This is a genomic window from Microbacterium sp. KU4F (assembly GCF_056868075.1).
This window is the reverse complement of sequence record NZ_CP200324.1, coordinates 1,745,475-1,763,970: the sequence shown is the minus strand read 5'-3', so window position 1 is coordinate 1,763,970 and position 18,496 is coordinate 1,745,475. Positions and strand designations below refer to the sequence as shown.

The following is an 18,496-nucleotide window of genomic DNA, read 5'->3' as shown; positions in this document are numbered from 1 at the left end:
GGTGCGATGATCAACGTCGCCACGATCGGCTCGAGCATCATCACCGAGGCCTTCGCGCGTGCCGTCGCCCAGGTCGACGGCATCGCGCTGCATACGGCGACCTCGCGCGACGCGGACCGCGCGGCCGAGATCGCCCTGCGCATCGGCGCGCCGCACGCGGCATCCGATCTGGATGCCGTGCTGGCCGACCCGGCGATCGATGCGGTGTACGTGGGCTCTCCCAACTCGGTGCACGCCGAGCAGATCCGCGCGGCGCTCGCCGCAGGCAGGCACGTCATCGTCGAGAAGCCGGCCGTCTCGTCCGAGCGGGAGTGGGTCGAGCTCACCCGGGAGGCGGCGCGGCGCGGCCTCATCCTCATGGAGGGGATGCGGATGGCCTACGACCCGGGGATCGGCGTCGTGCGCGACCTGCTGCCGACGCTCGGTGTCCTGCGGCGGGCGTCGCTGCACTACGGCAAACGGTCCTCGCGCTACGACGACGTGCTGGCGGGGCGACGCGTCAACATCTTCGACCCGGCGATGGGCGGCGGCGCGCTCGCGGATCTCGGCGTGTACAGCGTTCACGCGGCCGTGCTGCTCTTCGGCCGCCCCGACACGGTGCAGGCGCTGGACGTGCCGATCGCGAGCGGCGCCGACGGCGCCGGCGTTGCGCTGCTCGGCTATCCGGGCCTCGTCGTGGACGTGTCGTACTCGAAGATCACGAACGCCGGGCGTCCGAGCGAGATCGAGGGGGAGCGGGCGACCCTGTCGATCGACGACCTCGTCAGCCCGCGACGCGTGGTGCGTCACGCCGTCGGCGGCGATCGTGAGGCCGTCGAGGTGCCCGACGAGCGTCACTCGCTGCGCGGTGAGGTGGAGCGTTTCGTGGCCCTCGTCGAGGCGGGCGGGACCGCCGCCGCCGAGGACCAGGAGCGCACGCGCCTCACGCTGGAGACGATGGACCGCATCCGGGCCGCCCTCGCCCGCTGACACCGACTGCGTTGGCCCGCCGCGCTCGCCTGTCACAGATCGAGCCTCCGGCGTCGTTCTGTGACAGGCGAGCACCGAACCTCCACGCTCCCCTGTCACAGATCGACCGCGGCGCGTCGTTCTGTGACAGGGGAGCGTGGGTGGGAGACGGAACCGGCGGGGGTCAGTGGCGGCGGAGGGTGCGCAGCAGCGGCGATAGTGCGGCCAGGATGACGGCTGGCACGAGGAATGCGGGGCCGAGCGACGGCCCTGCGGCGATGAGTCCGAGCGCGACCGCTCCGGCGACGGCGCCCGCGTAGTTGAAGAGGTTCACGCGTGCGATCACCTCGTCGCTGCGTTCCGGAAGCAGCTCGCCGGCACGGCTGAACGCGATCGGCACGAGCGCCCCCGATGCCACGCCCATCGCCGCGAAGCCGAGGATCGCCGTCGGCACGAACGGCGCCGCCGCCACCAGCACGGTGCCGGCCACGGCCACGACGACCGCCGCGACACCCAGCCGCATCCGTCCGATCCGTCGCACGAGCGGGTCCGTGCCCAGTCGCGCCGCCAGCATCGCGACGAGGTACGCCCCGTAGCCGAGGGGCGTGACGCCCGGGTCGGCCCGGAGCCCGTCGGTGAGGTAGATCGTGCTCCAGCTCGCGACCGCGGAGTCCACCACGAACGCCGCGAACACGATCGCACCCACCGCCCAGATCGCTCGGCGCGGCAGGGCCGGGCGGGATGCGGCCGTGTCGTCGACCTCGTGCGCCGCGCGCGTGGGATCGAAGGCTGCGAGTCCCCATCCGGCGATCGCGATCTGCGCCGCCGCGGCGATGACCAGGGTCAGGCCCGCGGGGGCGCCGGTGGCCAGCACCGCCGCGGTGACGCCGGTGGCGACGATGGCAGCACCCGTGTATCCGGCGTACAGCCGGCCGAACACCGGCCGCTCGTGGTGACGCTGCAGGAGCGAGCCCTGCATGTTCGACGAGGCGTCGACGGCGCCGAGTCCCACGCCGTAGAGCACGATCGCGACGATCAGCACGGGAAGGGATGCGGTGAAGCTGACGAAGAGGAGTCCCACCGCCTGGGCGGCGAGCCCCGACGCGAGGGCGAGCCGGCTGCCCGCGCGCACGGCGATGACGTCGGCGAGCACGGAGCCGAGCGCCGCGGCGAGACACGTCGCGAGCAGAAGCATCGACACCGCGTCGTCGCCGATGTCGACGCGGTCCTTGATCGTCGGCAGAGCGGTTACGATCGTGGCGTAGCCGAGGCCCTGCGCAGCGTAGGCGCCACCGACGGCGGCACCGCGCGTGCGCAGTGCCGGCAGCGACGTCATGCCTCGATCGCGCGGAACGCCTCGTCGGCGATCTCGAGCGTCCGGGTGATGTCGGCGCTCGTGAGCGCCGCGTTGATGAAGTGGTTGTGGTGGGAGCTGAAGAAGGCTCCGCGCTGCACGCACTCGGCGATCCACCGCTGATGGAGCATGAGCGACTCGTCGTCGGCGAGTCGCAGGTAGAACAGGGCCGGCTCGCCGGAGGCGACGAGCGTCCGGCCGTGCGACGCGGCGACCTCGGTGAGTCCCGTCGTCAGTGTCGTGCCGAGCTCGCGGAACAGGGCGGGGGCGTCGATCGCCTTGAGCTTCTCGATCGTCGCGATGCCGGCGGCGAAGGGCACCGCGCTCATCCAGTAGCTCCCGGTGTAGGTGATGCTCGACACCGCTTCGCGCAGGCTGTCCTTCCCGCACAGCGCCGACATGTTGTAGCCGTTCGCGATGGCCTTGCAGAAGCAGATGAGGTCCGCCTCGAAGCCGTAGAAGTGGTCGCTGCCGGCGAGGTCCAGTCGCCAGCCTGCGCGCACGTCGTCGACGATGAGCACGACGCCGTGCTCGTCGCAGAGCCGCCTCACCGCCTGCCAGTAGCCCCTGGCGGGCAGGGCGTTGTCGAAGAAGTTGCCGTGCTTGTACGGCTGGGCGATGAGCGCGGCGATCTCGCCTCGGTGCTCGGTGAACACCCGCCGCATGGCCTCGATGTCGTTCCACGGGACCTCGATGTTGCCCTGCACGTCGGTGTCGAGCACGCCGGGGTAGTCGAGCTTCTGGGTCCACGGCGCGACGCCGTGGTAGTACCCCTCGATGAAGACGATGCGTCGGCGGCCCGTCGCGGCGCGGGCGGTCATGATGGCCAGCGTCGTCGTGTCGCCGCCGTTCTTCGCGAAGAACGCCCAATCGGCGCTCGCGACGGTGTCCACCAGCAGCTCCGCCAGGTCGATCATCGTCGTCGAGGGGAGCGAGACCACGTCCTCCTTGCGCGCCTGCGCCTGGGCGGCGGCGGCCACATCCGCGTCGCCGTAGCCGAGCACGTTGGGACCGTAGCCGCACATGTAGTCGATGTACTCGTTGCCGTCGACGTCCCAGAACCGGGTGCCTTCAGCACGCTCGGAGAACAGCGGGTATGCCGATCGGGGAATGAAGCAGCCCTCGGAGGGGCCGAGGTGGCCGGGGACGCCGCCGGGGATGACCTTCACGGCCCGGGCGAACGCCTCGTTGCTCTTCGTGTAGCTGTAGACGGGGGTCAGGGTGGGGGTACTCATGATCACGCTCCGAGGTAGGCGCCGACACGGTCGAGGATGCGGCTGGTGTTGTCGACGAGGGGGATGAAACCGCGCATGGCGAGCCTGCCGTCGCAGACGCAGGCCAGCGCACTGTCGCGGCCGCTGATCACACCACCGGCGACGTCGAGGTCGGCGAAGCGGAGGGCGGCGCGCGGCGGGTCGGACAGTTCGTCGTCGAGGCGGATGCGGTGGTTCTTCACCTCGAGGCGGTAGCGCAGCTCGTCGCCGATCTCGAGGTCGAGATCGCCGTCGGGCATGTGCGCGGCGGAGAAGCGCCCGCTGGTGTCCTCGTTTCCGACGACCGCGATCGCTCGTGCGGCGACCTCGAGGGTGAGTAGGGTGCTGCGGCGGCGGAACTCCGCATCCTCGAGGCGTTCGTCATCGGGCTTCAGGTAGACCCCGAGCAGATCCGTGAGCGGTGTGAACACACGCGTCAGGAACCGGATGCCGGCGGGGCCGGCGATCGGGATGGGCTGCGCGGTTCCGGCGATGACGGCGTTGAGGTGATCGACCGAACGGAACATCAGCGTCGGTCCGCGACCCTCGGACACCGGCGCGATGCCGTCCGGGGAGAATCGGTATCGCGTCACGGGGATCCCCGGTGCGACGAGCGACAGCGTCGTGGGCGCGGGCAGGGTTCCGAGGATGCGTCCGGCCTCGGGCACCAGCTCGACCAGGCGGGGAAGCGCCCCCAGCACGGCTCGCGCGTTGGTGAGCGCGAGCACGCGGGCATCGGTCTCAGTCAGCATCGGTGGTCTCCTTCACAGGGGTGGCGTAGGCGGCGAAGGCATCGGCGAGCAGGCGGATGTGGCGGCGTGCCGCATCCGAATCGCGCGTGCTGAGCCACGAGAGGGTGAGTCCGTCCAGGCAGCTCGCCAGCGACCACGCGAGATCGTCGAGCGGACGTGTCCAGGCGATGCCGGCGAGTTCGGCGGCGTACGAGAGGCTGGCGCGCGCTGCGGCGCGGTAGGTGGCCCACTGGCGCCCCACCGCCTCCGGATCGTGCCGCATGGCGTGCGTGGCGACGTCGAGCAGGGTCAGCTCGCGCTGGGGCTCCGACTCGAGCAGCCGCAGGTAGGCGTCCAGCCCGCGCGCCAGCACCTCGGCGCAGGTCGCGTCGGTGTCGGCGTCCATCCACGCCGCGAGGCGCTCCTGCTCGGTGATGTGCTCGACGATCGCGGCGATCAGGTCGTCGCGCGAGGCGAACACGTAGTGGAATGCCCCCAGCGGCATATCGGCCTCGGCGACGATCGCGCGCGTCGTGGCCGCCGCCAGTCCCTCGCGCCCGATGACCCGCACGGCCGCGTCGAGCAGCTCGCTGCGGCGCTCCTCGAAGGAGAGCCGGCGCATCAGGCGCCCCTCCCGGCGCGCTCGGTCGCGGCGCGGCCGACCCTGAGCGTGAGCCGGCGCGGAGCGAGCTTGGCACCGATCGACTGGATCCGGTTGCCCCAGCCGACCGTGACGACGGGTCCGCGGCGGGCGTCGAGGGCTGCGAACGTCGCGTCGAGCACCTCGTCGATCGTGCCGACGCGGCCGACCTTGAACTGCTCGGAGCCGGAGGCCTCGAAGAACTCGGTCGCCGTCGGGCCCGGGCACACGGCGAGTACCCGCATCCGGGACCCGCGATTCTCCTCCCAGATCGACGCCGTGAGCGAGGTGAGGAACGCCTTGCACGCGCCGTACACGGCGAGGTTCGGGGTGGGCTGGTGACCGGCGATGCTGGAGACCATGAGCAGGATGCCGCCGTCGGCGGCGAGGAGGTCGGGCAGCAGCAGCCGCGTGAGCACGGTGGGTGCGGTCACGTCGACCGCGATCTCCTGGGCGATCCGCGCGGGGTCCTCACCGGCGAAGGCCCCGGCGGTGCCGAATCCGGCGCAGTTCACCAGCACCTCGGCCGTGAGGGAGCGCTCCGCGAGCGCCGCCGCGATCCGCGCGGGAGCGGCGGGATCGGTGAGGTCGGCGGGGATCACATCGACGTCACGACCGTGCTGCGCGCGCAGCGCGGCGGCGAGCTCCTCGAGCCGGTCCGCTCGGCGGGCGATGAGCACGAGGTCGTGGCCGCGGGCGGCGAAGCGCTGCGCGTACCCGCGCCCGAGCCCCGAGCTCGCCCCCGTCACGACCGCCACGGGTCGTCGCGTCTCCTGCATGTGAGCCTCCTCCGCCACTGCGCCTTCGCAGTTGGACGTTTGACCAAGTTGGTTCATGAAAGCGCACGCACCCCGCGCAGGGCAAGCATTCGCCGCGATTCGCAGGTGGGCGAAACGCCGCCGTAATCTGCGGCGCGCGGGAGATACGCCAACCGCCCCGCAGAACGAACGGGAGAGATCGTCCTGCGGGGCGGAGTCGTGCGACGGCGGATGCGAGGCGTCCTCGCATCCGGCCGACGTCAGGCGCGGGGCTTGTCGGGGAAGGCGGCGGCGACGCCCGCGTTCGCGATCGAACCGCGGAGCGTGTTGAGCCCGAGCGCGAGGGCCGGATCGTCGGCGAGCGCCCGCTCCCAGCCCTTGTCGGCGAGGGCGAGAGCGTAGGGCAGCGTCGCATTGGTCAGGGCGGGCGTCGAGGTGCCCGCCGCGGCGCCGGGCATGTTGGCCACACACGAGAAGATCGTGGGGCCGACGCGGAACGTCGGGTCGTCGTGGGTCGTCGGGTGGGAGTCTTCGAAGCAGCCGCCCTGGTCGATGGCGATGTCCACGAGCACGCTGCCCGTCTTCATCCGTTCGACGATCTCGTGCGAGACGAGGTGCGGCGCCTTTGCGCCGGGGATGAGGACGGCGCCGATGACGAGGTCCGCATCCAGTACCGTGCGCTCGATCTCGTACGCGCTGGATGCGACCGTGCGCACCGCGCCGCGGTACAGATCGTCGAGCTGGCGCAGCCGCGGGATCGAGATGTCGAGCACGGTGACATCCGCTCCGAGCCCGACGGCCTGCGCGACCGCATTGCTGCCCGCGATGCCGCCGCCGATGACCGCGACCTTGGCGGGGCGTACGCCGGGCACCCCGGCCAGCAGGACGCCACGACCGCCCTGCGACCCGAGGAGGTGGTAGCCGCCGGTCAGCACGGACAGGCGTCCGGCGACCTCGCTCATGGGGGCCAGCAGCGGCAGGGAGCGGTCGGGCAGCTGCACGGTCTCGTAGGCGATCGCCGTCGTGCCGGCGGCCAGCAGCGCGTCGACCAGGTGCTCGTCGGCGGCCAGGTGCAGGTAGGTGAACAGCGTCAGGTCGTCGCGCAGGTAGCCGTACTCGGAGGCCACCGGTTCCTTGACCTTGAGCACGAGCTCCGCCGACCACGCCTCGGCGACGTCGACGAGCCGCGCGCCCGCGGCGGCGAACTCCTCGTCGGTGATCGAAGCTGCCGACGCCGGCACCGTTCTGCACGACGACCTCATGGCCGTGCCGCACCAGCTCGCGCACACCGGCGGGTGTGGCGGCGACGCGGTACTCGTGGTTCTTGACCTCGGCGGGGATTCCGATGCGCATGGGCGCCGTCCTTCGTGTCGATGTATCAGGATGTTCGTCTGGAGCGGGCCGAATCTAGAAGAAAACCGTGTCAGAATCACTAGCTGCCGAAGAGAATTCTCTGCTGGCGCGCAATTGCGGAGAATCTCCGGCTGAATGCGAGGTAGGGCATGGCGCAGGCGCAGAACCGACGGACGGATCCGGTCGATGAGAGCATCCTCTGGGAGCTGCGCCGCGATGCGTCGCAGACCAATGCGGCGCTCGCCGCGCGGGTCGGGCTCTCGCCCTCGGCGACGCACGCCCGCGTGCGCGCCCTGAGGGAGTCCGGCGCTCTCGGTTCGGCCCACGCCGACGTGGACTTCGCCGCTCTGGGGCTCCCGCTCCAGGCCATCGTGGCGGTCAAGCTCCGCGCGCAGGCACGTCCGGCGATCAAGACCTATGCCGAGAAGGTCTCGCGTCTGCCGAACGTCCTGAACCTGTTCTTCCTCGGCGGTCAGACCGACTTCCTCATCCATGTCGTGACGACCTCGCCCGAGCAGCTGCGCGACTTCGTCGCCACGCGCCTGAGCATGGATCCCGCGGTCGCCTCCACGGAGACCCAGATCGTGTTCGATTGGGTGCGCACCTCGGCGCGCGCCGCCGGGTTCGACGACATGCGCGGCCCCATCGGCTGACCCCGCATCCCACCCTTCTCCCCGGCATGCGACCCTCCCGCGTGCCACACGCCGCCCCTTCCCCCGCGAGACTGCACCTTTCGCACGAGATCACGGGTAATGACAGTGATCTCGTGCTCGAAATGCAGTCTCGCGGGAAATGGATGGGGGTGAGCCCGCGGGTCAGGGCTGGAGGTAGCGGCGCAGGAGCAGGCGCAACTCCTGCAGGGTCTGCTCCTGCGCGGCAGGCGGGGCGGCGAAGGCGTCGTGCAGCACGGCGTCGGCGGCGAGGAACGCGACGCGGGCGCGGGCCGTGGCATCCGTCTCGTCGCGGGTGAGTCCGCTGGCGTTCAGCAGGCGCGCGGCGGCCTCGGCCATCCGCTGCTTGTGGGCCGCGCGGTCGGCGTCGATGAGTCCGCCGGCCGACGCGGTGCCGAGGGTGCGCACGACGTCGCGGTCGCGGTAGACCTCGGCGACGGCGTCGATCACGTGGCCGACGGGATCGGCGGGCGGCGTGCTCTCACGCGTCAGGACGACCGCGTTCTCCAACAGGGCCTCGAGTCGTGCGTGGTATTCCGCCACGAGTGCGCGCACGATCGCGTCGCGATCGGGAAGGTACTGGTACAGCGCGCCCACGCTGACGCCCGCGGTCTCGGCGACGCGCGGGAGCGTCAGAGCGGCGACGCCCTCTCGAGCCACGAGCTCGGATGCGGCCGCCAGCGCACGCGCCACCTTCTCGCGCGAGCGTTGCTGACGCGGAGCGCGCTGCAGCGGGATGCGGTCCCAGTCGGGCTCTGTCGGGGCGAGAGGTGCCACGGTCGCCGCATCCTTCCCTCAGAAACCAAACTTGACTTTGGTTTGTCCTCGTGGTCATGCTAGCGCCATGACAACGACGTCAGATATCTCCGCCGCGCGCGTCGCGGTGGCAGACGCCTCCCGATCTCTGGCCGAAGCAGGCCTTCTCGTCGGCACGGCCGGCAACGTCAGCATGCGTGTCGGCGAGTTCGCCGCCGTGACGGCGACCGGTGCCGTGCTCGGCGAGCTCACCCCGGAACAGGTGACGATCGTCACGCTCGACGGTGAGGTCGTCCAGGGCGACTGGGCGCCCACATCCGAGACGGCTCTGCATCTGGGCGTGCTTCGGCATGCGCCAGCTGACCAGGTCGGCGCGGTGGTGCACACCCATGCACCGATGGCGACGAGCCTGTCGCTCGTGCTCGACGAGGTGCCGGTCGTGCACTACCAGCAGCTGCTTCTCGGCGGAGCGCTGCGCGTCGCGCCCTTCCACCCCTTCGGCAGCGTCGAACTCGCGGACGCCGTCGGGGCGGCGCTCGACGGGCGGCTCGCCGCGCTCATGGCCAACCACGGCGCCGTCGCCCTCGGGCGCGACCTCGTCCACGCCGTCGAGAACGCGCTGCTCACGGAGTGGATCTGCGGCCTGTACTGGCACGCGCGCGCCATCGGCGAGCCCCGCGCGCTGGACGCCGCCGCGCAGCAGGCGGTCGTCGAGGCCGCGACGCGCCGTGGATACGGACAGCCGCAGCGAGCCGAGCGATGAGCGCCGTGGGCTCCCGGCCGATCGCCCGCGGTCGGTCCGCCGAGGTGTTCGCCGACGGCGACGACCGCGTCGTCAAGCTCGCATTCGGCGGCATCGACGCCGGCGAGGTCGCGCAGGAGATCGCCGCCTCGCGCCTCGCCTACGAGCTCGGCATCACCCCGGTGCGCTGTCACGGCGGCGTCGAGATCGACGGACGCCACGGCATCGTGTTCGACCGCATCGACGGCATCCCGCTCACGGCCGTGGCAGAGCGCAACATCCTGCGCCTGCCTCAGGTCGGCAGCACGCTCGCGGCCGAGCACCTGTTCGTCCACCGCGCCCGCACCGACCGGCTGCCCGATGTGCGCGAGCTCGCCGTCGCTCAGCTCGACACCCCCGCGCTCTCGGCCCTCACACAGACCGAACGGGATGCCGTCGCCCGCCGCATCCGCGCCCTCCCGGCGGGAGATGCGGTGCTGCACCTCGACTTCCACCCGCAGAACGTGTTCGTGCTCGCCGAGCGCAACGTCGTCATCGACTGGCAGACCGCGGTCGCCGGTCAACCCGCCGCCGACGTCGCCCTCACGCGTCTGCTGTTTCGCGAGGCGGAGCTGTTCCCCGGTACCTCGGCGCCGATGCGCGTCGTCTACGGGGCGGTGCGCCGCATCCTCCTCCGCTTCTATCTGCGGTCGTACCTGCGGGCCGACACCGTCAGCGTCGCCGACCTCGATCGATGGGAGATCGCCGCGCGCGTGCTGCGTCTGGGGCTGCTCGACATCCCCTCCGAGCGTGAGCGCATGATCGCCGGCATCCGCGCCGACCTGGCGGCGGCATGAGTCTGCGGCGCGCCCTCCCGACCGGAGCGGTCGACGTGCTGATCGTCGGCGGCGGCATCACCGGCGTCGCCGCGGCCTACGAGGTGGCGAGCCGGGGCTCTCTGTCGCGCTCGTGGAGGCGGACGATCTCGGCGGCGCAACGAGCGCGGCCACCGGCAAGCTCATCCACGGCGGCCTGCGCTACCTCAAGAACCTCGAGGTGCGGCTCGTGCGCGAGTCCCTCGCCGAGCGGCGCACCCTGCTCGCCATCGCGCCGCACCTCGTCCGCCCGATCGGCATGGTGCTGCCCGAGCCGGGACTCATCGAGCACCTCGGTCTGACCGCGTACGACGTGCTGTCGTTCGATCGCAACCGGCTCCCGGATGCGGCCGCGCACATCCCCCGGCACCGGTCGTTGTCGGCATCCGAACTCGTCGACCGCGGACTCGGATGGATGCGGCACGGCATCCTCTACTACGACGCGATGATGCTCTCGCCGGAACGCCTGACGCTCGCGTTCGCGGAGGCGGCCGCATCCCACCGCGCGACCATCTCGACCTACACCCGTGCGACCCGGCTGCTGGTGCGCTCCGGGCGCGTGGTCGGGGCCGAGGTGCACGATCTCGTCGCGGACGAGACGTCGGAGATCGCCGCCACGGTGACGATCGATGCGACCGGCTCGTTCTCGCACGACTTCCTCGCCCAGACCCCGCTGCTGCGCGAAGCCATCGGCCCGGCGCCGGCCGTGCGTTCGGAGGGCATCTATCTCGTCACCCGACGACTCGGCGAGACGATGGTGCTCACGGTCTCCTCCGGCGGGCACTTCAGCGTCGCGCCGTGGCGGGATCGGAGCCTCATCGGGCCCACGGAGACGCCGTACACGGGCCCTGTCGATCAGTGGCGACTCACGCTGGGCGCGATCGAGCGCTTCATCGCCGAGATCAACGCCGGCGCGAAGCTGCCGGAGCCGCTGACGCTCGACGATGTCACGGCCGCGTACGGCGGTCTGCGTCCGCTTGCCGAGTCGGCGGGCACCGACACGTACCGGGCATCCCGCGCATCCGATCTCGTCGATCATGCGCGGCACGGTGCCGCGGGTCTTCTCTCGGCGCTCGGCGGGAAGTACACGACCTCCCGCGCGTTCGCCCAGCAGATCGTCGACGGGCTTCCCGCGCACGGCCTGCACCCCGCGCCGTCGACCACCGCGACGACGCCCCTTCCCGGTGGCGATGTCGACGACGTTACCGCCGCGCAGGCCGTCCTGCGCCGGGATGCCGCGGGGCTCGGTTTCGCGGCGGACACAGCCGACGTGCTCTTCGCCCATTACGGCAGCAGGGCGCGATCCGTGCTGGCGCTCGCCGCATCCGACCCGCGTCTCGCCGAGCGGGCCACCTCTGACGGCGAACCGCTCGCAGCGGTCGCGTGGGCCGTACGCGACGAGGCACCCGAGCACCTCACCGACGTGCTGCTGCGGCGCACCGGTATCGGACGCCTCCAGGACCCCGGGGAGCGCATCCTCGGTCTCGCCGCCGACATCATGGCCGAGGCCCGCGGCTGGAGCCCGGAGCGCACCGCCGCGGAACTCGCCACGGCGCGCACCGCCGTCCGCCTGCCCGTGGACTGACCGCCCGGGCCGAGTTCCGCGACATCTGCACGACCCGTGGTGCAGAAGGGGTTCGGTGGGAAGGAGGGGACGCCCGCCCGGCGATCGATCGTGCACATGTCGCCGCACGGCCGGCCCCGCACCGGCCCGGATCAGAGGGCGCGGAGCTTCTCCAGCAGGGGAGCGGCGACCTCTGCGACGAAACGCTCCTGCTGCGCGTCACCGATCTGGACGACGGCGACATCGGTGAAGCCCGCATCCAGGAACGGTCGCACGCTCTCGGCCAGTTCGTCGAGGTCCGGTCCGCACGCGATCGAGTCCGCGACGTCCTCCGGACGAACGAACTGGGATGCGGCCGCGAACCCGGCGGGAGTCGGCAGGTCGGCGTTGACGCCCCAGCCGCCGCCGAACCAGCGGAACTCGTCGTGCGCCCGGGCGATCGCCGCCTCGCGGTCCGGATCCCAGCTGATCGGGATCTGCCCGATCTTGCGCGACTCGCCCGATTCCGAGCCCCCCGTCGGGTGTTTGCCGTCCCACGTCTGCACGAGATCCGCATCCGGCTCGACGGCGATGAGGTGATCGGCGAGGTCGACGAACCTCTCGATCGAGCTGTCGCCCGACACCGCGACGCCGATGGGCACGCCGCCCTCCGGGTTGTCCCAGATGCGGGCCGAGTCGACCCGGAAGTACTGGCCGTCGTAGGTGACGAGCTCGCCCGTGTGCAGCGCCCGGATGATCTCGATCGCCTCGACGAGCATGTCCTGGCGCATCTGCACGGCCGGCCAGCCTTCGCCGACGACGTGCTCGTTGAGGTTCTCACCGGAGCCGAGACCCAGCGTGAAGCGCCCCTCGGAGAGTAACTGCAGCGTGGCCGCCTTCTGGGCGACGATCGTGGGGTGGTAGCGCATCGTGGGGCAGGTGACGTAGGTCATCAGCTCGACGCGGCTCGTCGCCTGCGCGACGGCTCCCAGCACGGTCCACGCGTGCGGAGCGTGTCCCTGGCTCGTCAACCACGGGGAGAAGTGGTCGCTGGAGACGAGGAAGTCGAATCCCGCTTCTTCTGCGCCGGCGGCATAGCGCACGAGCTCGCGCGGCCCGCTCTGCTCGGTCATGAGGGTGTAGCCGAAACGTGTCATCGCGTCGTCCTTCCGTGAGGGGTGCCAGCGACGCTATGCCCCGCACAGCCGGGCACCCCGGGCCTTGCGCCGAGCCCGCGGATGCGGCAGGCGACGCTCGCTGTCAAGCCGCTGCGGCGGGCGGGAGGTGCGGGTAGCGTCCGCGATGTGCAAGCGGACGGAGGCGACATGAGACCGCGGATCGCATCGGCGCTTGCCGTGGCGGCGACGCTCGCACTGGCGCTCACCGGATGCGGCATCCCCGCCGATCCGGACGGATCGCTCGATCGCATCACGGGTGGCGTGCTCCGCGCCGGCGCATCGCCGAGCGGGAACCTCGTGATCGTGGACGGCGACGAGGTGTCGGGCGTCCTCCCGGAGGTGATCGAGGACTTCGCCGCGACGCGGGATGCCCGCGTCGAATGGACGGTCGACAGTGAAGAGGATCTCGTCGACGATCTGGCTTCGGGGCGTCTCGACGTCGCCGTGGGAGGCATGACCGCTCAGACGCCGTGGGCCGAGCGGGTCTCGGTCACCCGCGCGTATCCGGAGCTCCCCGGGTCGAACGGGGCGGATGTGGTCATCCTCCTTCCGATGGGCGAGAACGGGCTCCAGGCGGCGATCGAGCGTTACCTCGACGAGGAGGTCGGCTGATGCGGATCGACTCGGTCGGGCGCACCGATCTTCCCGACGAGCAGCGGGATGCGCTGCGCTCGGCTGTGCGCTGGGAGTGGTTCACGATCGGATACACGACGGTCACGATCGTGCTGATCGCCCTGGTCGTGGGCGGATCACAGGCGATGAAGACGGCGTGGATCGAGGACATGCTCTCCCTCATCCCGCAGGTCTCGTTCTTGATCGCGCTCCTGTTCATCCGTCGCCGGCCCACGCGCGCATTCCCGTTCGGGCTGCACCGTGTGATGGGCGTCGGGCACCTCGTGGCCGGTGTCGCTCTGCTGGCGATCGGCGGCAGTCTCGCCATCGAGTCGGTCATCGGACTCGTGAACGCCGAGCATCCGGCGATCGGGACGGTGCGCGTGTTCGGTACGACCGTGTGGCTCGGATGGTTCATGGTCGCCGTCATGGCGCTCGTGGTGGTGGGGCCGTTCTTCTACGGCCATGCGAAGGCGAAGCTCGCGCCGGTCCTGCACAACAAGGTGCTCTACGCGGATGCCGACATGGCCAAGGCCGACTGGACCACGACGGTCGCCTCGATCGTCGGAGTCCTCGGCGTGGGAATCGGCCTCTGGTGGCTCGACGGCGTCGCCGCACTTTTCATCTCGGTCGGCATCGTCTGGGACGGCATCAAGAACGCACGCACGGCCATCCTCGATCTGATCGATCAGCGCGCACGAACAGAGGACGACAGCGGCATCCATCCGCTCATCGGCCGCATCGTCCAGCGTCTCGAGGAGCTGCCGTGGGTGGATGCGGCCGCGGTGCGCATGCGCGACATGGGCCAGGTCTTCCACGTCGAGGCGTATGTCGTGCCCCGACGCCGGAAGGTGCGCGTGCGCGAGCTCGACGAGGCGCGCCGCGCCGTGGCGGAGATCGACTGGAAGATGCAGGACGTGTCGATCGTGGTGGTGCCGGCCTTTCCAGAGGAGGCGACGCCGGCGACGGTCGTGGCCTGATCAGCGCAGGCCGAGCACCGCATCCCAGACCGCGTCGGCCACCTCGCGCTTCGAGCCGGAGGCCTCGGTCTCGGTATGCTCCGTCAGCAGCAGCGCGGCGTTCTCCTCGGACTCGAACCCCTCGCTCCAGCCGACGCGGTTGACCACCAGCAGGTCGGCGCCCTTGCGCTCGCGCTTGCGGCGCCCGCGCTCGCGCAGTTCGTCGCCGGATGCGGTCTCGGCGGCGAATCCGACGATCGTCTGGCCGGGTCGGCGCGTGCGGGCGAGTCCCGCCAGCACGTCGGGGTTCTCGACGAGCCGCAGGGTCAGCGTGCCGTCGCCGCCCTCCTTCGTGAGCTTCGTGTCGGCGACCTCGCTGACGCGGTAGTCCGACACCGCGGCGGCCATCACGACGACGTCTGCGACGGATGCGGCGGCCACCACCGCATCCTGCAGCTCGGCGGTCGTGCCCACGTGCGAGATGTGGATACGGGGGTGGGAGGCGGCCGCGAGGACGGCGGCTTCCACGTGCGCGGCGACGAGATCGACCTCGGCCCCGCGATCGGCAGCGGCGAGCGCGAGGGCGATGCCTTGCCTCCCGCTGGAACGGTTGCCGATGAAGCGCACCGGGTCGAGCGGCTCCCGCGTGCCGCCCGCGCTCACGAGCACCCGCAGGCCCGCGAGGTCGGGAGTGGAGACGGCGCCGAGGGCCGTGCGCAAGATGTCCGCCGGCTCACTCATCCGGCCGGGCCCGCTGTCGCCGCCGGTGAGCAGTCCGTCGTCGGGGCCGACGACGATCACGCCGCGGCTGCGCAGGGTGGCCATGTTCGCGGTCGTGGCGGGGTGGCGCCACATCTCGGTGTGCATCGCCGGGGCGATGACGACGGGTGCGGTCGTGGCGAGCAGTGTCGTGCCGAGCAGGTCGTCGGCGATGCCTGCCGCCATCTTGGCGATCGTGTTCGCGGTGGCGGGCGCGACGATGATGAGATCCGCCTGTTGCCCGAGGGAGACGTGGCGCACGCGCGCGACGTCGTCATGCACCGAGGTGGTGACCGGGTTGCGGCTGAGCGCCTCCCACGTCGGCAGGCCCACGAACCGGAGGGCATCGGCCGTGGGGACGACGTGGACCTCGTGGCCGGCGCGAACGAGGTCGCGCACCAGATGTACCGTCTTGTATGCGGCGATGCCGCCCGTGACTGCGACGACGACGAACATGTCTCGATTGTCGCATCCGGTCCCGTCGCCCGAAGGAGACCGTCCCGCCGATGTGCACCGTGATCGTCCGCGTGCCCGAGGATGCCAGCGAGCCCACACGGATCGTGGCCATCCGCGACGAGGACCCGAACCGTCCCTGGAATCGTCTGGGCCCCTGGTGGCCGGACGCCTACCCCGGGGTCATCGGGGTGCACGACGTCCGCGCCGGGGGCGCGTGGCTCGCGGCGGACCCTGCCGCCTCCCGGCTGGCGGTGCTGTTGAACCGCGCCGACAGCTCACCCCTCGCGGACGACGCGGTCACCTCGCGCGGTGTGCTGCCGCTGGAGGCGGTGGCGGGCCGGGCTCCCGAGGGAGCGCCGCCGACGCGCGGCTTCAACCTGCTCGACGTCTCGCCGGCCGGCGCCCGGGTGATATCGTGGGACGGTGAGGCGCTGCGCGAGAGCGTCCTGAGCCCCGGCACGCACATGATCGCCCACGACGACCTCGACGATCCGCGCACGGCGCGCATCACCCACTGGCTGCCGCAGTTCGCCGCGGTGGCCGACGAGGAATCCGGCGACGGCTGGTGGCGCACCTGGCTCGAGGTCATCGAGCGCAGCGCGGAACTCGAGGCGACGGACGACCGCGCCCTCATCCGGGATCACCGCCATCTCGGCATCCCGACGCTGTCGTTGCTCGTGTGCGTGGCGAGTGTCGGGGGAGCCGGCGGCGTGGACGTGCGCTACGCGGACCTTCCCGCCCCGGGGCACTGGGGCCCGCTCACCCCGACCGCCTGAGTCAGGAGGCCGTCGGGGCGGGGTGGGAGTCGAAGTGCTCGGCGACGAGCATGATGCCACCGGAGGAGTTGGCCGAGTTCGCCAGCTCCTCGACCCATTCGCGGCTGAGCATGGCCGGCTCCGGGTCGTCGAAGACGAAGCGCAGCGGGATCGAGGGATGCAGCCAGAGCGTGCTGCGCCCGCGCGGCTGATCGTCGGGGTGCCGCCACGACAGAGTGAAACTCTCACCGCGGCGGAGCTTGGTCGCGATGACGACCTTGAGATGCGCGAGAGCACGATCCTCGATGTGGATCGGCGTGCTGCCGCCGCCGTAGTAGATGGTTCCCATGCGCACACCCTAATCCCGACCCACCCGGAACGGGAGGTCACAGCATCCGGTGCCCGCCTGGTTATGCTCGTACCGTGGGCCGATTCATTTACGACACCGCCTCGAACGCCGTCGAGATCGAGGACAGGACTCTTGCGCATCTGCGCATCGTCGTGATGAACAAGCTGCGCCGCGGCGAGCCGTTCATGTTCGACGTCGAGGTGGGCGACGGCAGCGGCCGCCGCAGCTTCTGGGTGCATCCGTCGGTGCCGATGCAGTTCCACTTCTACGGCTCGCGTCAGCCGAAGATCAACCGTGCCTGGGTCGAGGACCTCATGCTCGCCGCATCCGGTCCGCACGGGCTCTCGATCGTGCCGGAGCCGGCCGACGAGCCCGTCGACCACGGCTGAGAAGCTCTACGGCGCCCGGTTCGCGCTGTCAAGAGCGCCCGGGCTCGTCCCGCGGATGAGGCAGGCTTGTCTTCCGCAGGAGGTGAGGCCGATGCGCCCCCGCGACGAGAACGCCCAACCCGATTCGCCCGAGGCGGGCGCGTTGTTCGACAGCATGCCCGGGATCGACGTGGTGGACGGCGAGCTCGCTGCCGCGAACGGACGGCCCCCTCAGCCCGGGGTCGTCGCGCTGACCCAGTCCAGTACGCGCTCGTGCACGAGCGTCCTCGCCAGCGGCTCGCAGTGGCCGTCCGCGCCTTCGGCTGCGGTGAAGCGCACCAGGTGCGAGACGGTCGTCGTCAGGGCGGCGAGTCTCTCCGACTGTCCCGGCCAGAACTGCTCGCCTTCCGGGGAGGTGATCAGCAACGGTGTGTCGATGCTCGCCGCCTGAGCATCCGTCAACGCGAACTCCCGGATGCGGCGGATCACCGCGGCGTATCCGCTGACACCCACCGGCCGGGCGCGGAACGCCCAGGTCGCCGAAAGATCGTGGGAGAACCGCATCCCGAGAGCCATGTCGCGATCGAACTGCGCATCCTTGCCCTCGTCGAGGAGCTTGCCGAGCGACGCCGGCAGGTGATCCGTCCACGACGTCGACACGTCGACGACGCCGGGATCGACGACCGCGGCCGCGAAGCGATGCTCGCCGGAGAGCGCCCGCGGCACCCAGTAACCCGCCTGACTGATGCCCCAGACGATGAGACGGTGCTCGTCGACGTAGCGGTGGCGCACGAGTTCGTCGAGGACAGGGGTCAGTACGTTCTCCCAGTCCGGGCGGAACGGCACGTGGTGCTGGAAGAGCATCGACTGCTGGCCGGGCCCGTCGAAGACGTACGCGTGGAAGCCCCGTGCGAGGGCAGCGGCGACGCCGGTGCCCCAGAGGGAGCTGATCGAGCCGTCGCTGCCGTTGACGAACACGATGGTCGGGCGGGGACCCGCCGCATCCGCGTGGAAGAGGTAGCCGGGCATCGTGGCGCCGTCGAGCGGCACATCGATCCGACTCATCCGCACACCGGCGTCGGCGGCGAACGCATCCCACGCGGCGCGATGCGCGGCGAACAGTGCCGCGGCCCGGTCCGTGTCGTCGGCGGCGGATGCGGCGTCCACCGCGACCGCCAGGTAGTTCGCCGCCCGCAGCGACGCCCAGCGTGCCGAGTCGGAACGCCCGCCGGCCGCCGCCTCCCCCGCCTGCCCCGCCACGCGCTCGCCGAGCGTCTGCCACGCCGAACGCCATGCGGCCGCGTCCTTCGGCTTCACCTCGCCGACCGCCGCGAGGACCTCGCCGATGTCCGCGCCGCCGGACGGCGCGAGACCGAGCACGCAGCGCACCACGAAGTCACGATCCGCCGACCGCGCGAACGGTGCGGCGAAGACACTGGTGTGCGACATGATTCCCC

At 71.2% G+C, this 18,496-nt stretch carries 19 protein-coding genes and 1 pseudogene; 9 read left to right on the top strand and 11 right to left on the bottom strand.

Annotation, left to right across the window (positions count from 1 at the left end):
* The first annotated feature begins 6 nt into the window (after positions 1 to 6).
* A complete protein-coding gene (locus AC1VNH_RS08960; protein ID WP_483110948.1) occupies positions 7 to 969 on the top strand; it encodes a Gfo/Idh/MocA family protein in 963 nt (320 codons plus the stop codon).
* 163 nt (positions 970 to 1,132) lie between these two features.
* On the opposite strand, the gene AC1VNH_RS08955 is transcribed toward AC1VNH_RS08960, so the two are convergent.
* The 6 genes and pseudogenes from AC1VNH_RS08955 to ald form a co-directional block, all read right to left on the bottom strand.
* A complete protein-coding gene (locus AC1VNH_RS08955; RefSeq protein ID WP_483110946.1) occupies positions 1,133 to 2,284 on the bottom strand; it encodes an MFS transporter in 1,152 nt (383 codons plus the stop codon).
* Positions 2,281 to 3,537: an aminotransferase class III-fold pyridoxal phosphate-dependent enzyme gene (locus tag AC1VNH_RS08950; protein WP_483110945.1), complete on the bottom strand. Its 1,257-nt coding sequence runs from the start codon at positions 3,535 to 3,537 to the stop codon at positions 2,281 to 2,283. The genes AC1VNH_RS08955 and AC1VNH_RS08950 overlap by 4 nt, the downstream gene beginning before the upstream one ends.
* A gap of 2 nt (positions 3,538 to 3,539) precedes the next feature.
* Positions 3,540 to 4,307: a hypothetical protein gene (locus AC1VNH_RS08945; RefSeq protein ID WP_483110944.1), complete on the bottom strand. Its 768-nt coding sequence runs from the start codon at positions 4,305 to 4,307 to the stop codon at positions 3,540 to 3,542.
* Positions 4,297 to 4,908 carry a TetR/AcrR family transcriptional regulator gene (locus tag AC1VNH_RS08940; protein WP_483110943.1) on the bottom strand — a complete coding sequence of 204 codons (612 nt, stop codon included), beginning with the start codon at positions 4,906 to 4,908 and terminating at the stop codon, positions 4,297 to 4,299. The genes AC1VNH_RS08945 and AC1VNH_RS08940 overlap by 11 nt, the downstream gene beginning before the upstream one ends.
* The gene (locus AC1VNH_RS08935; RefSeq protein ID WP_483110942.1) at positions 4,908 to 5,705 is read right to left on the bottom strand and encodes an SDR family NAD(P)-dependent oxidoreductase; all 798 of its coding nucleotides are present in this window, start codon (positions 5,703 to 5,705) and stop codon (positions 4,908 to 4,910) included. Before AC1VNH_RS08935 ends, AC1VNH_RS08940 begins: the two co-directional genes overlap by 1 nt.
* Positions 5,706 to 5,944: 239 nt before the next feature.
* A pseudogene (ald, locus tag AC1VNH_RS08930) lies at positions 5,945 to 7,037 on the bottom strand (alanine dehydrogenase).
* A gap of 149 nt (positions 7,038 to 7,186) precedes the next feature.
* Between ald and AC1VNH_RS08925 the strand changes: the two are divergent.
* Positions 7,187 to 7,690 (top strand): Lrp/AsnC family transcriptional regulator, encoded by a 504-nt coding sequence (locus tag AC1VNH_RS08925; protein WP_243231149.1) that lies wholly within the window; start codon positions 7,187 to 7,189, stop codon positions 7,688 to 7,690.
* 162 nt (positions 7,691 to 7,852) lie between these two features.
* Here the strand turns inward: AC1VNH_RS08925 and AC1VNH_RS08920 are convergent, their stop codons facing one another.
* A complete protein-coding gene (locus tag AC1VNH_RS08920) occupies positions 7,853 to 8,485 on the bottom strand; it encodes a TetR/AcrR family transcriptional regulator (protein WP_483110941.1) in 633 nt (210 codons plus the stop codon).
* 67 nt (positions 8,486 to 8,552) lie between these two features.
* Here AC1VNH_RS08920 and AC1VNH_RS08915 point away from each other — a divergent pair, with 67 nt between their 5' ends.
* The 3 genes from AC1VNH_RS08915 (at position 8,553) to AC1VNH_RS08905 (ending at position 11,645) form a co-directional block, all read left to right on the top strand.
* Complete coding sequence (locus tag AC1VNH_RS08915) at positions 8,553 to 9,227, top strand: class II aldolase/adducin family protein (protein WP_483110940.1); 675 nt, start codon at positions 8,553 to 8,555, stop codon at positions 9,225 to 9,227.
* A complete protein-coding gene (locus AC1VNH_RS08910; protein WP_483110939.1) occupies positions 9,224 to 10,042 on the top strand; it encodes an aminoglycoside phosphotransferase family protein in 819 nt (272 codons plus the stop codon). Before AC1VNH_RS08915 ends, AC1VNH_RS08910 begins: the two co-directional genes overlap by 4 nt.
* A 112-nt stretch (positions 10,043 to 10,154) precedes the next feature.
* Positions 10,155 to 11,645, top strand: coding sequence for a glycerol-3-phosphate dehydrogenase/oxidase (locus AC1VNH_RS08905; protein ID WP_483110938.1), 1,491 nt, complete (start codon positions 10,155 to 10,157; stop codon positions 11,643 to 11,645).
* Positions 11,646 to 11,776: 131 nt separating this feature from the next.
* Here AC1VNH_RS08905 and AC1VNH_RS08900 read toward each other — a convergent pair whose 3' ends face one another.
* A complete protein-coding gene (locus AC1VNH_RS08900) occupies positions 11,777 to 12,760 on the bottom strand; it encodes an LLM class F420-dependent oxidoreductase (protein ID WP_483110937.1) in 984 nt (327 codons plus the stop codon).
* A gap of 168 nt (positions 12,761 to 12,928) precedes the next feature.
* Here AC1VNH_RS08900 and AC1VNH_RS08895 point away from each other — a divergent pair, with 168 nt between their 5' ends.
* Positions 12,929 to 13,393 (top strand): transporter substrate-binding domain-containing protein, encoded by a 465-nt coding sequence (locus AC1VNH_RS08895; protein WP_483110936.1) that lies wholly within the window; start codon positions 12,929 to 12,931, stop codon positions 13,391 to 13,393.
* Positions 13,393 to 14,373 carry a cation efflux transmembrane domain-containing protein gene (locus AC1VNH_RS08890; RefSeq protein ID WP_483110935.1) on the top strand — a complete coding sequence of 327 codons (981 nt, stop codon included), beginning with the start codon at positions 13,393 to 13,395 and terminating at the stop codon, positions 14,371 to 14,373. Before AC1VNH_RS08895 ends, AC1VNH_RS08890 begins: the two co-directional genes overlap by 1 nt.
* Here AC1VNH_RS08890 and coaBC read toward each other — a convergent pair whose 3' ends face one another.
* Complete coding sequence (gene coaBC / locus AC1VNH_RS08885; protein WP_483110934.1) at positions 14,374 to 15,567, bottom strand: bifunctional phosphopantothenoylcysteine decarboxylase/phosphopantothenate--cysteine ligase CoaBC; 1,194 nt, start codon at positions 15,565 to 15,567, stop codon at positions 14,374 to 14,376. It lies immediately after the preceding gene.
* A gap of 50 nt (positions 15,568 to 15,617) precedes the next feature.
* Here coaBC and AC1VNH_RS08880 point away from each other — a divergent pair, with 50 nt between their 5' ends.
* Positions 15,618 to 16,343 carry an NRDE family protein gene (locus AC1VNH_RS08880; RefSeq protein WP_483110933.1) on the top strand — a complete coding sequence of 242 codons (726 nt, stop codon included), beginning with the start codon at positions 15,618 to 15,620 and terminating at the stop codon, positions 16,341 to 16,343.
* 1 nt (position 16,344) lies between these two features.
* Here the strand turns inward: AC1VNH_RS08880 and AC1VNH_RS08875 are convergent, their stop codons facing one another.
* Positions 16,345 to 16,671, bottom strand: coding sequence for a DUF7882 family protein (locus tag AC1VNH_RS08875; protein ID WP_243231181.1), 327 nt, complete (start codon positions 16,669 to 16,671; stop codon positions 16,345 to 16,347).
* A gap of 74 nt (positions 16,672 to 16,745) precedes the next feature.
* Here AC1VNH_RS08875 and AC1VNH_RS08870 point away from each other — a divergent pair, with 74 nt between their 5' ends.
* Positions 16,746 to 17,060, top strand: coding sequence for a DUF7882 family protein (locus AC1VNH_RS08870; RefSeq protein WP_137418129.1), 315 nt, complete (start codon positions 16,746 to 16,748; stop codon positions 17,058 to 17,060).
* Between the two features lie 210 nt (positions 17,061 to 17,270).
* Here AC1VNH_RS08870 and AC1VNH_RS08865 read toward each other — a convergent pair whose 3' ends face one another.
* Entirely contained in the window at positions 17,271 to 18,488 is a 1,218-nt protein-coding gene (locus AC1VNH_RS08865; RefSeq protein WP_483110932.1) for an alpha/beta hydrolase family protein, read from the bottom strand.
* Between the last annotated feature and the right edge of the window lie 8 nt (positions 18,489 to 18,496).